This is a genomic window from Psychrobacter sp. 1Y10 (assembly GCF_052259005.1).
In the GTDB taxonomy this organism is placed as follows: domain Bacteria; phylum Pseudomonadota; class Gammaproteobacteria; order Pseudomonadales; family Moraxellaceae; genus Psychrobacter; species Psychrobacter saeujeotis.
Map to the genome: position 1 here is coordinate 57,878 of NZ_JBQQES010000003.1, position 14,170 is coordinate 72,047.

A 14,170-nucleotide genomic window follows, 5' to 3' on the forward strand; every position below is an offset into this window, starting at 1 on the left:
ACTTCAAGGACTGGAAAGATGAGTGATATTAAAATTTCACCTGTTAATGTAGATCTAACACCTTTGGTAGAAAGTGCACCTAAAGGTGTTAATAAACTTTTCGATCTTTTATTTTCAAAACATCTTAATCGTCAACAAAGGACAGATAGGCTTTCTAGTGCTCAAACAGAAAAAGATATTAAACTAATTGAGAATGGTATAGCAGAGTTTAGGGATGGCAAGTTCATTTTAAGTTCAGAAATGGTAAATAACCCCACTACTGTTGTCGGCAATATGATTAATAATCAAACAACTATAGAACAAGAAAATGTCCAGCAATCATTAAATAAAGCATTGGAATACCTGTCTGGAATTGAAGACCATGAAGTATCTGATGATATCATTGAACAAACCTTTTTTAATAAATGGTTTAATTTCTCAAAAGAAGTTTCTGATGATGAATTGCAGTCTTTATGGGGCAGATTACTGGCTGAAGAGCTTTGTTCTCCTAATACTATCAATTATTTAGTTCTAAATACCTTTTCATTGATGTCAAAAAGACAGTTAGAATCATTTCTCAAAATTGTCCCTTACACAGCATATAGCCATCTTATATTTTATGACAATAATAGACCAAAGGATGAAGCATTTGAAGGCACATCATCTTTTGAATTACAAGAACTTCAAGATTTAAAGCTAATAAAAGAATTCAATTCAACTTTTCAAACTAGCTTTCCCCTTTCTTTTGGTATGCTTGACAACAAAAATACGCCTTATATATCCAAGTCTTATAACGGAAATTATGTATTATTCCTAAAATCTGAAAGTAATGAAGAAGTATCAATAACTGCTTACCAATTAACATCTATTGGACAGAAAGCACTGGAAATTGCTGAGAAAGATGCTGATATAGCAAGTCAGTGTCAGTTTCTAGCAAAAAAACTTTTTAACTTTAGAGGTTTAGAGCATATAACAGATATAGAAATCCAAAGACGAGACTCTAATGGAAAATATGAGTTTATCGATAATATCAAAAGAGCATAATAAATGAGTTGTAAGGTACGCCCAGCGCACCGATGATATAGAAATCATGTTTAAATGTGCGCAAAGCGCATCCTACAAATTACGCCCAAACAGAAAAATTGTTAAGAAAGAAGAAAGATGCCCCAGCAAGGCTTTTTAGCCGCGACTATATCGGTATCCTGCTGACGACGATGGCGATGCAGTCTGAGGCTGAACGTAGTATCGAGACAACAGGAATGCGGTCAGACACAATAGACTGCACGCCAGCGGCAAAGCAGATACAAGCGGTAGGCGGGATTGGCTACTGTTATAATGAAAACATACAGACAGAACTAAAACGACGGAGGTCATGTGCAATATACCGCAATCATCAAAGACGGTGGTTTGTTTATTCCAAACGTATTTTCAGACCTAAACGATGGTGGCTCGCATATCGTACAAGTCGAGGTTGATATTGCAGAGGTGCGTCAGCAGTTAGGTGTGAATGAAGCACCAAAGACAACTGTCGCCAAAAAAAGCGTGGCAAAAGCAGCCAAAAAGCCAGTATCGAGAGCGGCTAAAAAAGACGTAAAAACAGCAGCGGAAGAGTCTGATGTGAGCACCCTACGCAAAAGCGCACTTGATGAATTAGAAGCACTCGATGATAGTGAGCTGAGCGAGATATTCAAAGCCTATATGAACGATGGGCAAGAGTCGTCACAGATATCACTAGAGAACCTCTAAGCTAAAACGCTATAATCCAAAAACGTGTCATAACATCAGATCAAAACCAGTCAAACCCCTATAAATTAATAACCGTATCAATTATAAAGGCAGTCCCATGACTTACTCGATTTTTTCTCAAACGCCAAACAATGCTTTAAAAGAGCCGATGTTCTTTGGTCAGCCGGTCAATATTGCCCGCTACGACCAACAAAAACACCCTATCTTTGAGCAATTGATCGAAAAGCAGCTGTCGTTTTTTTGGCGTCCAGAAGAAGTCGATGTATCACGTGACCGTATTGACTTTGGTAACTTATCCTCGCATGAACAGCATATATTTTTGAGCAATCTCAAGTACCAGACCCTACTTGACTCTATTCAGGGCCGTAGCCCAAACGTGGTGCTACTGCCACTGGTGTCTATCCCTGAGCTTGAGACTTGGATTGAGACATGGTCGTTCTCTGAGACCATCCACTCGCGTAGCTATACCCATATCATTCGTAATATCGTCAATGACCCGGGTATTGTGTTCGATGATATTATGCAAAATGAGCACATCTTGGAGCGTGCGTCCGACATTGCCAAATACTACGACGACTTGTATCGTAACTCGCAGTTATACAGCTTATACGGGCCGGGTACGCATAATATCAATGGCGAGCAAATCACTGTCGATTTAAAGTCTCTCAAAAAACAGATGTATCTGTGCATCATGGCAGTCAATGTCTTAGAAGCCATTCGCTTTTATGTGTCGTTTGCCTGCTCGTTTGCTTTTGCTGAGCGCAAATTGATGGAAGGCAATGCCAAAATTATTAAGCTTATCGCTCGTGATGAGGCGCTACATTTAACTGGCACGCAGCACATGCTTAACTTAATGCGTAACGGCAAAGACGATCCTGAGATGGTCGAGATTGCAAGCGAGTGCTATGATGAGAGTGTTGAGATATTCCGTAAGGCGGCCGAGCAAGAAAAAGAATGGGCCAGCTATCTGTTTAAAGATGGCTCGATGATCGGTCTAAATAAAGACATCCTTTGTCAATATATTGAATACATTACGAACTTGCGTATGGAAGCGGTCGGCTTGCCATCAGCGTTCCCAAATTCGAAATCAAATCCGATTCCATGGATCAATACATGGTTGTCGTCTGATAACGTACAAGTTGCCCCGCAAGAGACAGAGATAAGCTCATACTTGGTCGGGCAGATTGATTCGGATCTATCAGAAAGCGATTTTGATGATTTTGAGCTCTAATACAGTTTTGAGCTTTAAGACCGTTTTGAGTCTTAAAGATAGAATATGCTTTGCGTAGATGGATACAACGATAACAAAGTACTACTGGGATAGACTATGACTTGGGTAATGACCAGTAAAAAACAGTTTTATTTGCATGATGATGAAAGCCTGCTCGATGGGCTGCTGCGTACAGGGCACGAGGTCAATTATCAGTGCCGTGAAGGTTATTGTGGTAGCTGCCGAGTCAAGCGCATAGCCAGCTCACATGTGGTTGATTATCCGTTTGCACCGCTTGCTATGATCGAAGAAGATGAAATCCTGCCTTGCTGTTGCCGTGTGCAAGGAGTCATTTACATCAATCATGAGCCTATCGTGAAATAACCACTCATTTATGAAAATAAAAATACCCAATAAAAAGCGCGCTACCTTAGATAAGATAGCGCGCTTTTTATTGGGTAATTACCATGCCCGTCTTGCTTATTGCGACGCGGTGTCTTGTTCAAACAGTTTTAGCAGCTCTTCACGCATACGGTTGCGCTCTTCTTCTGACATCATCGGCGCATCTGGATCATCATAGTATTGCTCTTCACCTTGAGCCCCTGTACCGCCTTGACCGTTTAATCTGTCATCGTGCAAGATTCTAGGTGTCTGAACTTCTACGACTTCTTGCACAGGACGCTCTTCAAGCATAATCTTAACTTGTTTGTTTTGACCGTTGCGCAATACTTGAGCGTTTAGCTCAGTCGTTGGCGCCTTACGCGCCACATACTGAATCAAAGTATTGGCATCTGTCATCTCGATACCATCGATGGTCAAGATAACATCACCGACTCTTAGGCCACTTTTGGCAGCGGGACCTTGAGCGACGACATTTAAGACTTCTACTCCTGTCGAGGTTTCAAGGCGCGTTGGATCACGTAGTTGTGATTGAATCTCGATACCTAACCAGCCGCGACTGACTTTACCGTCTTTAATAAGCGCATTCATGACTTGCTCAACGATGGCAGTTGGAATAGCAAAGCCAATCCCCATCGAGCCGCCAGAGCGCGAAAAAATCACTGTATTAATACCGACCAGCTCTCCGCGAGCATCGACAAGTGCCCCGCCCGAATTACCCGGATTGATAGCAGCATCAGTCTGGATAAAGTCTTCAAACTTATTGACCCCAAGACCCGTACGACCAGTTGCCGAAATAATCCCTTGAGTGACCGTTTGACCGACACCAAACGGATTACCAATTGCTAATGCTAAATCACCAACGCGGCTAGGCTCTTCACGAAAGCCAAGCGGCGTAAGCCCTGTCATATCGACCTTGATCACAGCCAAATCACTATCGGGATCCGTGCCGATGACCTTGGCTCGATTTTTACGCCCGTCGTTGAAAGCCACCGTAATCTCATCTGCTTTTTCGATCACATGAGCATTGGTAACGATATAGCCATCCTCCGACACGATGACACCAGAGCCAAGGTTGGTTGGCCCCTGCCCTTGACCTTGTGGCCCACCATGGAACTCAAAAAAGCGACGTAACACAGGATCATCCATGTAAGGATGTTCGGCCATGGTCTGAGTGGTATAGATATTGACCACCGACTGCGAGGCACGAGCGACCGCATTATGATACGAGTCAATAGGTTCAGGTTTATCAGATGCAGGTGCTATAGCTTCTTGCTCAGCCGCGGTCGTTCTTGGTGGCTCCCACGCTGTCTTCGATGGTGTCTTCATACTCATAAACAACCAGACAAACGCTGCAATTATTACCAGCAATAAAACCCAAGGTAACCACTTCCACAGTGTTGCCTTGTTGTTGGTGTTTGGAGATGACGACATATATAAACCTCTATAAATTTAATCAAACAGACGTTATTGAATACAATGGGATGACGACTATTTTTTGCTTGCTATTAAGTACCACACAACCCGTTAAAACCTATTCATCCAGTAGGCTCACGTATGTAAATTATAACTGCCCATACATCAAAATAGTAACGTATCGTGTACCATTTCAGTTATGGGGTTTATCTACTCATTTGCAACATCATGCTAAAATGATTACTACAAATTTATGAACGGTGATTGTTAAATTGGCTCAAACAAGGTCAGCTAGAACAATAGTTTCAACTTAAATCATAAGGACACCCAATGTCAGCAAAAGACCCATCATACGACTCATCAAATGTAGCGATTACTGCCCAAGCGTTAACGCAGTTTTGCGATGACTATTTATCTGCAAATGCCTTTAAAGACTATGCTCCAAACGGATTGCAAGTAGATGGCGGGCAGCCTATCAGACGTATTGTGACCGGTGTTACTGCTTGTGAGGCCTTGATCGATGCTGCTATCGAGGCGAAAGCCGACGCGATTATGGTACACCATGGTTACTTTTGGAAAGGTGAACCTGAGCCTATTACTGGTATGAAGGGTCGGCGTATTCGCAAATTGATGCAGCATGGTATCTCGATGATTGGCTATCACCTACCGCTTGATGCACACCCTATCATCGGTAACAATGCAAAGCTCGCTGAGACGCTAGGACTGACGATCACTGAAGCACTCTACCCTCATGAGACCCATCCTGTGGGCAATATCGCTATTTGTACGCCGCAAAGTGCCGAAACCCTAATTCAGACGATTACTCAAGCACTCGGCCGCGTGCCTCTACATATTTCAAGCGATTGTCGTTTCACAAACGAAGATGAAACAAACAATACAAAAATGATCGAACGTATCGGCTTATGTACAGGCGGTGCGCAAGATATGATTGAGCAGGCAGCTATAATGGAATGCGATGCCTATCTGTCTGGCGAGATATCTGAACGTACTACACATAGCGCACGAGAGCTTGGGATTGATTACTTTGCTTGTGGCCACCATGCGACAGAACGAGGTGGTATTCAGGCGCTTGGGGAGATGGTTGCTCAGCACTTTGGACTACCAGTGACATTTATCGATATCGATAACCCTGCTTAACGCTACGCCGTAGAACTTTCTCAAAAATAGGGCCTTTTCGAAAAATATTGACATAGTACCGCCTGACTGGCGATAAAATAGACTTTATTCGTTTATATGAATATAATAGCTGTTTTTGACCGTCTATTACTCAATTGTTAAGTTTTATCACTCTTTAATTAACTTTACTTGAATAATGGCCTTATAAGCCCTATAAAGTCAACTAGAAAGAGAATGTTTTGTCATGAAACTTCCCATTTACTATGGCCTCCGGTTATAACGCCTAGCTATTTAATAATGATGCGTACATTTACTATAAATTACGTTTGATACTTTTTAGCGAGACGTTGCAACGATTGTATAATTCGATCTTATGAGGTGCGATGTCATTTACATTATAAGTAATTGATGTCTCAAAGCTCGTATAATTCGTTATCAATACTGCTGGACAATATAATATTGCAAGTAAAATCAAACGGTTAGATATTACCGTATTGTTTGATTTTACCGTATGTTTATTATTTTTGTCTCAATAACTTATTCATGACCTTACCTATAGTTAATATAATAATTTAAGTGTATTTTCAGCCATTATCGATAAAGGTGACATAACTGTCATTATTCTTTATCTGTGTAGCTTTATTTGAGCGATGTTATTTTTGACATGCTTAGAACGGTAGCACACGGTTTATTATGCTGTTTTATAAACTTATTATTATATTAATCAAGGTGTTGTAATGCTCATAACACTAAGATCTCTATTAGCGATTTAGATTAATGAGCTGTGTAACATCTAAGCTGCCTTCAAAATGTTTATTTATCATTTACGTACACATTGAGATGATGGCAGCTCCCTGGTAAGCAGGATGGCTAATATTAGGAGACATCCATGCAGCGTATTACTTATCGTGTAAAAGTATCTGCGCAAGGTGCCAAACGTCGTATTTCTTATTTACTGCGTCCATCCAAGCGCTCACTTAGCACCAAAAGTAACCTCGTTTCATCCGTTACCCCTACCAAATTGAACCGTTTTGCCAAAACAAAAAAGATGGCACAAGTATCTAGTATTGCCCTTCTCTCCTTACCTGCTGAGAGCCTGATTACGATGGATTCAACAGTACCAGCCTATGCTAAGGTGATGCTTGAGGAGACTCTTACCATCGCAGCTGTCCCAGGAGACAGCACTTATTTTGCGACCGATGGCTTTCAGCACGGCTTTGGCTTTGATTTGATACGTAGTTATGCTGATGAGCTAGGCGTTGAGATTGATTTAAAGGCTTATGCTAGCGAAGAGGCGGCATTGAGAGCAATAAAATCAGGTGACGCTGATATGGCATTGACGACAGCGAGTACGCAGCTAAAGAGTCAGCTGAATTTGTCTTCAGTTAATGTTAGTTGCGGCTATGATGCTAGCCTAACAAAAAATGGCTTACATCCTAAAGTCAGCTGGACATTTAACCAAGCCGATGATCCGTTATCACAAAAAGCCAGTTACTTCTTATGTGATAGTATCAAGCTTGAAAACACGCAAAAGCTTGCCGCGTTTTATAATCAAAACTTACTAAAAGATGCTTATAGTCAAGATCATTTTAAAAAGACGTTGACTGAAAAGTTGCCTGATTACCAATCTTCTTTTGAAGAACAAGCCCGCAATTATAACCATGATTGGGAGCTGCTAGTGGCGATGGGTTATCAAGAGTCGCATTTAGATGCCAATGCCGTATCGCCGACAGGCGTACGTGGTTTGATGATGCTCACTAACAACACTGCAAAAGCAATGGGGGTCTCAGATCGTGTTGACCCTTATCAAAGCATCGGCGGCGGCGCTCGTTATTTAGAACAGATGAAAGCTGACTTCGCTGATGTGCCAAAGACTGATCGAATCTGGTTTGCACTTGCGGCTTATAACATGGGCCCTAATGCGGTCAAACGTATACAGCGCAAATTGAATGATGCTGGTATCGATGATAAAAGCTGGGCGAACGTCTATACATATTTATCAGAAAATAGAGCTTCCAATAGCCGTTATGGGCAGGCGATGCATTATGTAAGTAATATCAGAAGCTATCTTGAAACGATTAAAACTCGTATGGTCTAGACATATGAGTTTATAGAGGAAATATAAAAAAGCTGCTCTTATGTAAGAGCAGCTTTTTTACTGTTCAATTATGTTAGTCGGGTTTAACAGTGAGTTAGCGATTAGGTACTGTTAGGCGTTGACCACGTTGTAGCATAGTGTCTGCTGCGATATTGTTCATATCAGCAAGCGCTTGGGTTGAGACCCCATATTTACGAGCCAGTCCGATAAGACTATCTCCAGAGCCAACCGTATATCGCACTGTTGCTTTAGGGACTTTAATCGTTTGGCCGCGCTGTAGCTGGGCATTGGTCGCCATATTATTCGTTGCTGCCAAATCTTCTACTGCAATACCAAAACGACGTGACAAAGCGATTAAACCATCGCCTGACTGTACTCTATAACGTTCAGTGTTACCAAGTACTTTGCCATTACCGCTTCTACTGCTGACTGTCGTACTTTGGCTGCTAGCATTTGTATTATTGATAGTGGCGCGAGCACTGCCCCTTGCTGGAATAGTAATAGTACGACCACGCAATAAGTTTGACGTCGTACTTAAGCCATTTGCTGCCGCCAAGTCACTGATACCGATATTATAGCGACTGGCTACCCCTGTCAAACTATCGCCGGACTGTACTTTATAGCTTATAGGTTGATTGTTTAATTGGCGATTTACTTCTGCTTTTGATACAGGCACTCTAATGGTTTGTCCGCGTTGCAAGCGCGCGTTAGCATTAAAATTACTATTCACTGCTGCGACTTCTTTTGCACTGACCCCGATACTATTTGCAATACCGATTAACGTCTCTCCTGATTTTACTGTATAACGGCTGCTAGAGACTGAGCTGTTAGCACTACTGGTATTTGTACTACTAGAATTGCTATTGGTAGAAAGATCGACGCTATCAGGTATTTTGAGCGTTTGACCCACGTATAAAGAGTCTGTTGCTCGAATACCATTAAGACTGGCTAGAGTATTGGCTGACATGTCAAACTGGCGTGCTAATGCAATGAGGCCATCACCAGGTTTTACTTTGTAGTTTTGAGTCGCGTTGCTAGATTTGCGAGCTTTAGTAGATGGTGCAGCAGGCGTTGTCGCTGGGGCCTTGACTTTACCTGGTATTAGCCACAGTTTCTGACCTCTTAGCAAATCAGAACGGCTGCTCAAATTGTTATAACTTGCCAGCTGTGTCACTGATAGGCCAAAGCGATTTGCCGTACCGATAAGCGTGTCGCCCGACTGTACAACGTAACTGTCTGGCTGATCTTTGGTTTGTGTATTTGCACTACTCAATGGCTCAATAGTCTTGGCATCGTACAAATATAGAGTACTACCAGACAACAACTTTGCCTCGGCATCTATCTGATTCCACTCAGTAATATCACGCCAGCTGACGCCTGCACGACTGGCGATATTTGATAAGGTATCGCCGCGTTTTACCGTATAAGTTGTACGTTTGCCCTGAGGTTTTGGCTTACTGACTGGCGTTTTTGCAAAGCTCAACTTTTTATCTTCACCACTGGCCTCCAAAATAGACTGCTGTGTCTGTACCGCGGATAGATTGATGTTGCCATCAGCGTTAATGACCTCGGTTTCTGGTGTTTTGACTCGTATCTGATTGGCGATAAAGTCGCGCTCTTCTTTACTAAGTGGAGGCTCTTGGACAATGGTATTGTTTTGTGTAATCTGTGCAGAGGTCGTCGGTAAGCTATTACTGCGTTGCAGTTCAGCATTAATCTTACTGGTCTCTTTACTTGTGATAGGTGGCTCAGTGCTAACAGTCGAGTTACTATTATATCCAGAGCCGCTAGACGATGCCGGAGAGATATAACTGGTCGTTTGCTGCGGCACGCTTGCACTGGCAGCGTAATCTGCCAAGCCGCCACCAGTAGAAGGTAATGACGAGCTGGTATATGGTCGACTATTATAGCTTGGCGTAGCAGTACTACTTGGGCTACTGGTGTTACTTGAGGCAATAACGTTACTCGTACCATTGCCTCTTAACGATATAAGCTTGGCATCAAGATTGGTATTAATATCATTAGGGATGATGATACGCTGCGGGCCTGAGGCATCAACACGTCCTGATGTTAGAGCTGTATTCAGCCTTTCTAATTCATCGTAACTAACGCCAGTTACTTGCGACACTTCAGCCAAACTGACACCATAGTTGACTGGTACACTACGAAAATGCTGTCGGTTGGCAATAGCTGGCAGGTAAACACCGTACTGCTCAGGCTTAGCGACGATTTCTGCTACCGCCAAAAAGCGTGGTACATAATTCATTGTTTCAGTAGGCAGTCTAAGCGACCAGTAGTCAGTGGGCAATCCACGAGCCGCATTGGCATCAATGGCTTTTTGTACACGACCAGGACCTGCGTTATAAGCTGCTAGTGCCAGCTCCCAGCTACCAAACTGATTGTATAACGCTGTCAAAAAGTCATAGGCTGCACGTGTTGATTCGATCACATCACGGCGACCATCATAGGTGCTGCTTTGATTCAAACCATAAATTCGTCCCGTACTTGGAATAAACTGCCACAAACCTGCTGCCGCTGCACTACTGGTGCCGCTTGGATCATAAGAGCTCTCAATTACTGGTAATAAGGCAAGCTCAGTTGGAATATTGCGACGCTCAGCTTCACGTACTGTATGGTAAATATAGCGACTGGCACGCGCAGTCAACCGGTTTAAGTAATCTTGTCTGCTAGTAAACCAGCTTTTTTGCCCTTCAATACGTTGATTGTAGATAGGCTGACCGCCATTCATACGATAACCAGCTCTTAGACGATTCCACAAATCACCATATTGCTGAATAGCCAGTTTATTGTCTTCAACCATGGTCATATCAGTCGCTTCTAATAAGTCTGCCAACTCATCTAAGCTTTCTGCATCCAAAAATGCAGTTGAGTAGTCATCACTCGTACTTGGGCGAGCAGCTCCAGACTGTTTGACTGGGCGCTTATTCACAACAGACGAGCTATTGGTAGCACTGGTATTTTTTACCGTTGACGTATTGCTACAGGCGCTGATAAGTAGGGTTGACACTGCAAGGGTCAATGGTAAAGCTATAAATGATTGGGGTTTTGATGACACAGTAGACATGATGATAGAAGGTTCCTAGCGACAAGAAGTAATGAAGATAATCGACAGTATAATATACAATGTAAGAAACAGACCATCATTCTATAGAAGATGATCTGCAAAATTTAAATTAAATTAATCAATCGCTACTTGGGAAACTGCACGTAGCAGCACAGCGTTGCCAGTCGACAAAGTAAGTGTGACTCTTGATGTAGTCACAAATGAGACTTTTTTGCCGTCTTTAACCCAGCTCTCAACGGTTCTAACGTTTGCCTTTGCTTGTGAGCCAGTCGTAACGATATTGTTGATGCTAATATCATAACGATAATTTGACGTTTGGCTCCAGCTGTCTTGTAATAATTTTAAATACGCATTTTTATCGAGACTGGTAGACTTCCCCTTTCTAGATAAGGAGATCAGTGCATCATCAGATACCAAACGGGCAACTTGGTTGATGTCATTATTATTAGCTGCTGCTTTCATCGCAGTAGCATAGTTTTGTACCAAGCTCTCATTCATGGTCGCAGCTTGAGCAGTAATAGCAGCAGTACCGGCCATTACCGTCAACGTAGCAACGCTCGCGCTTTTTATAAACAGAGCCAATAGCCCTTTATTCCACAGTTGTTTCATTATAATCCTTAAGGTGTTTCTTATTATCTAATTGTGTTGAGTAATTGACACTCTATTAATGGTATTTTTAGCCTATCACTAAATACTCACACCTATGTAACGCCATGTGTAATTATTGCATGTATACCTACCTAGTATCCTACTATTACATCCTAAACGCTTTACCCTTATAGGCTCATGTATAAGTCTTTATGAAGTTTTTATACATTTACTAAGCTTTGGTATTGTCATGTATCGCTTCTTCATCATCGTTAAGCTTCATACCTAAACGCTCCACTCGCCTATCCATCATTTGACGAGCCAGTGCCTGCATGTCTTCGACACGATCTATCTCATCGACGATCTCAAGACCTAAGAGAGTCTCAAAGACATCTTCTAATGTCACCAAACCTTTAACTTCACCATATTCACCTACCGTGATAGCGATATGAATACGATTTTTTAGCATCAATTCTAATAAATCAAACAACTTCATTTTTGAAAATACAAAGGTAATTTCTCGTTCAAATTGCGTCAAAGGTTTATGCATCGCATGATTGACTTTTGCCAACAGCATATCCGTTTTTAGGACAAAACCGGTAATGTTATCCAAATCGCCATCATAAATAGGTAAGCGCGAAAACGTCAGTTTTGGACGATCAACCAATACTTCAGCGACCGTTTTATTCTGTTCAAACGCAAGCATGACTGAGCGCGGTGTCATAATGTCTTCGACTTTAATGGCGCCAAAGGCGAGTAAGTTACGAATAATTCGTGACTCTAATGGATCAATCTGGCCAGATTCTTCACCTATGCTGGCAAGCGCAGCAAACTCACGGCGGCTAAAAACATGTGTCTCTTTACTGCGTACTAGTAATTTTGTCAAACGTTCTGAAAACCAAATCAGAGGATAGAGTATAAGAACAATACCGCGTACAAAGTAAGCTACTATGCCGCTTAGCTGACGCCAATAAACCGTTCCTAATGTTTTTGGAATAATTTCAGATAAGAACAAAATCGCCAAAGTCATGATTGCAGAAAATAGACCAAACCATGCGCTGCCAAAGACAATCGTTGCCTGTGCACCAGCACCAATCGAACCTAGCGTATGGGCAACCGTATTCAATGTCAAAATAGCCGCTAAAGACTGGTCAATATTGTCAATCTTTAAACGTCTTAACATGTTTGCTTTGTTAGGATTGCTTTCTTCGACATCAGCGATATACGAAGGGGTCATACTGAGTAATGCGGACTCTGCTAAAGAACAAATAAACGATATACCAATAGCGATAGCAACAAAAAGTATAAGTAAAAAAATGCTGGTAGCTGTTGGTGCCGCTGATGCTGGGGTTTCAGCAGCTTGTGATAAAGCCGCCTGTGCTGAATGAGGTAAAGCAGTGATTAATACAGTCATCAATGCTGATAGACCAAATACTACCTTTGTGCTAGGACGAGAATAACGCGTCGTCGGGGGAGGTTCAGCAGGCGCTTCTTTACGATGAGCGCGTGGACAACATAGACGAGGTGTAAACGAAAAAATGGTGAACAAGTTAGGTAACCTAAACAATGAAAAAAGAATGGAAAAGGATAAAATACAATGAGCTTTATTGCTAGTAAATACAGTGACTGCTCGCGTTTAACTCACAATGAACAAAGCTTAACGAATAAAATAGCTCTATATAATAAGAACGACAAACCCGCGACTCCTTACGCTAACAGACGATATAATCAATCATTTGATATTAGCACTGATGCTTATATTTAACAATTAAATGTCGTGCTATCTACCTGTCCAAAAAACACCCTATTTTAAATAAAAAACATAGTAATAAAATTGTATGAGTAATGCTCTTATTGGTGGTGTCAAATTGACACAAATTCAATATCTACTGACTTAGTATATTTCAATATATCGTCATTTTATTTTAGTTAGTTACTGCTTAAAGGGATTGTCGCACTAGATATCGGCTGCTAGTATGCCAGTACGTTAAGGAAAATACCTTCATCCCATGATTAACAGTTACCAAGATTGGGATTTTTTGTTACTATGCGTTTAATTTTATCGTTCCCTATGACTTATTGAGAGAAATTATGAGCTTATTTATTCAAGCTGCCCATGCTGCTGCTCCTGAAGCCGCAGGCGGCGCATCACTGTTTGGTCAAATTCTATTGCCAGTAGCTTTTTTTGCAATTTTTTACTTTTTAGTCATTCGTCCTCAATCGAAGCGTACCAAAGAGCATCGTGCTATGGTAAATGCTTTAACTGTTGGCAGCGAAGTGATTTTCGCTGGTGGGCTTATGGGCCGCATCAAAAGCCTTGAAGGCGACTACGCTATTATTAGCTTAAACAACAATACTGACATTAAAGTACAACGAGCTTCTGTTATTTCAGTATTACCTGCAGGCACCATAGAAAGTGTATAAATAGAAAGCATATAAATATCGATGATGGATCATCGCGTTTAGCATTTATCATTATGGCCTTGACTCATACATCGATGAAAATGACCGT

11 protein-coding genes are annotated in these 14,170 nt (G+C 41.8%); 7 read left to right on the forward strand and 4 right to left on the reverse strand.

The window, feature by feature from the left end; translation table 11 throughout:
• Positions 1–18 precede the first annotated feature (18 nt).
• The 4 genes from ACTXGH_RS06015 (at position 19) to yfaE (ending at position 3,319) form a co-directional block, all read left to right on the forward strand.
• On the forward strand, positions 19–1,023 hold the full coding sequence (locus tag ACTXGH_RS06015) for a DUF2806 domain-containing protein (RefSeq protein ID WP_439295965.1): 1,005 nt from the start codon (positions 19–21) through the stop codon (positions 1,021–1,023).
• Between the two features lie 330 nt (positions 1,024–1,353).
• Positions 1,354–1,725 carry a hypothetical protein gene (locus ACTXGH_RS06020; RefSeq protein ID WP_439295966.1) on the forward strand — a complete coding sequence of 124 codons (372 nt, stop codon included), beginning with the start codon at positions 1,354–1,356 and terminating at the stop codon, positions 1,723–1,725.
• A 97-nt stretch (positions 1,726–1,822) separates the two neighbouring features.
• The gene (nrdB, locus tag ACTXGH_RS06025; RefSeq protein WP_439295967.1) at positions 1,823–2,956 is read left to right on the forward strand and encodes a class Ia ribonucleoside-diphosphate reductase subunit beta; all 1,134 of its coding nucleotides are present in this window, start codon (positions 1,823–1,825) and stop codon (positions 2,954–2,956) included.
• 96 nt (positions 2,957–3,052) lie between these two features.
• The gene (gene yfaE / locus ACTXGH_RS06030) at positions 3,053–3,319 is read left to right on the forward strand and encodes a class I ribonucleotide reductase maintenance protein YfaE (RefSeq protein ID WP_299187604.1); all 267 of its coding nucleotides are present in this window, start codon (positions 3,053–3,055) and stop codon (positions 3,317–3,319) included.
• Positions 3,320–3,415: 96 nt separating this feature from the next.
• Here yfaE and ACTXGH_RS06035 read toward each other — a convergent pair whose 3' ends face one another.
• The gene (locus tag ACTXGH_RS06035) at positions 3,416–4,768 is read right to left on the reverse strand and encodes a S1C family serine protease (protein ID WP_439260780.1); all 1,353 of its coding nucleotides are present in this window, start codon (positions 4,766–4,768) and stop codon (positions 3,416–3,418) included.
• A 312-nt stretch (positions 4,769–5,080) separates the two neighbouring features.
• On the opposite strand from ACTXGH_RS06035, the gene ACTXGH_RS06040 reads away from it, so the two are divergent.
• Together ACTXGH_RS06040 and ACTXGH_RS06045 are read left to right on the forward strand one after the other, a co-directional pair.
• Complete coding sequence (locus ACTXGH_RS06040; RefSeq protein ID WP_439260779.1) at positions 5,081–5,908, forward strand: Nif3-like dinuclear metal center hexameric protein; 828 nt, start codon at positions 5,081–5,083, stop codon at positions 5,906–5,908.
• Positions 5,909–6,776: 868 nt separating this feature from the next.
• Entirely contained in the window at positions 6,777–7,985 is a 1,209-nt protein-coding gene (locus tag ACTXGH_RS06045; protein ID WP_439295968.1) for a transglycosylase SLT domain-containing protein, read from the forward strand.
• 94 nt (positions 7,986–8,079) lie between these two features.
• Here the strand turns inward: ACTXGH_RS06045 and ACTXGH_RS06050 are convergent, their stop codons facing one another.
• From ACTXGH_RS06050 to ACTXGH_RS06060, 3 genes are all read right to left on the reverse strand, one after another.
• Positions 8,080–11,070, reverse strand: a complete 2,991-nt coding sequence (locus tag ACTXGH_RS06050; protein WP_439295969.1) for a lytic transglycosylase — start codon at positions 11,068–11,070, stop codon at positions 8,080–8,082.
• A 114-nt stretch (positions 11,071–11,184) separates the two neighbouring features.
• Positions 11,185–11,679: a hypothetical protein gene (locus tag ACTXGH_RS06055; RefSeq protein WP_439260776.1), complete on the reverse strand. Its 495-nt coding sequence runs from the start codon at positions 11,677–11,679 to the stop codon at positions 11,185–11,187.
• A gap of 211 nt (positions 11,680–11,890) precedes the next feature.
• Positions 11,891–13,207 carry a hemolysin family protein gene (locus tag ACTXGH_RS06060; RefSeq protein WP_439260775.1) on the reverse strand — a complete coding sequence of 439 codons (1,317 nt, stop codon included), beginning with the start codon at positions 13,205–13,207 and terminating at the stop codon, positions 11,891–11,893.
• 542 nt (positions 13,208–13,749) lie between these two features.
• Between ACTXGH_RS06060 and yajC the strand changes: the two genes are divergently transcribed.
• The gene (gene yajC / locus ACTXGH_RS06065) at positions 13,750–14,082 is read left to right on the forward strand and encodes a preprotein translocase subunit YajC (protein ID WP_058368608.1); all 333 of its coding nucleotides are present in this window, start codon (positions 13,750–13,752) and stop codon (positions 14,080–14,082) included.
• Positions 14,083–14,170 lie beyond the last annotated feature (88 nt).

Bases quoted from the DNA above. Each gene is read 5' to 3' on its own strand.
- ACTXGH_RS06015 (WP_439295965.1), top strand. From the start codon at position 19: ATGAGTGATATTAAAATTTCACCTGTTAATGTAGATCTAACACCTTTG.
- nrdB (WP_439295967.1), top strand. From the start codon at position 1,823: ATGACTTACTCGATTTTTTCTCAAACGCCAAACAATGCTTTAAAAGAG.
- yfaE (WP_299187604.1), top strand. From the start codon at position 3,053: ATGACTTGGGTAATGACCAGTAAAAAACAGTTTTATTTGCATGATGAT.
- ACTXGH_RS06035 (WP_439260780.1), bottom strand. From the start codon at position 4,768: ATGTCGTCATCTCCAAACACCAACAACAAGGCAACACTGTGGAAGTGG.
- ACTXGH_RS06040 (WP_439260779.1), top strand. From the start codon at position 5,081: ATGTCAGCAAAAGACCCATCATACGACTCATCAAATGTAGCGATTACT.
- ACTXGH_RS06045 (WP_439295968.1), top strand. From the start codon at position 6,777: ATGCAGCGTATTACTTATCGTGTAAAAGTATCTGCGCAAGGTGCCAAA.
- ACTXGH_RS06050 (WP_439295969.1), bottom strand. From the start codon at position 11,070: ATGTCTACTGTGTCATCAAAACCCCAATCATTTATAGCTTTACCATTG.
- ACTXGH_RS06055 (WP_439260776.1), bottom strand. From the start codon at position 11,679: ATGAAACAACTGTGGAATAAAGGGCTATTGGCTCTGTTTATAAAAAGC.
- yajC (WP_058368608.1), top strand. From the start codon at position 13,750: ATGAGCTTATTTATTCAAGCTGCCCATGCTGCTGCTCCTGAAGCCGCA.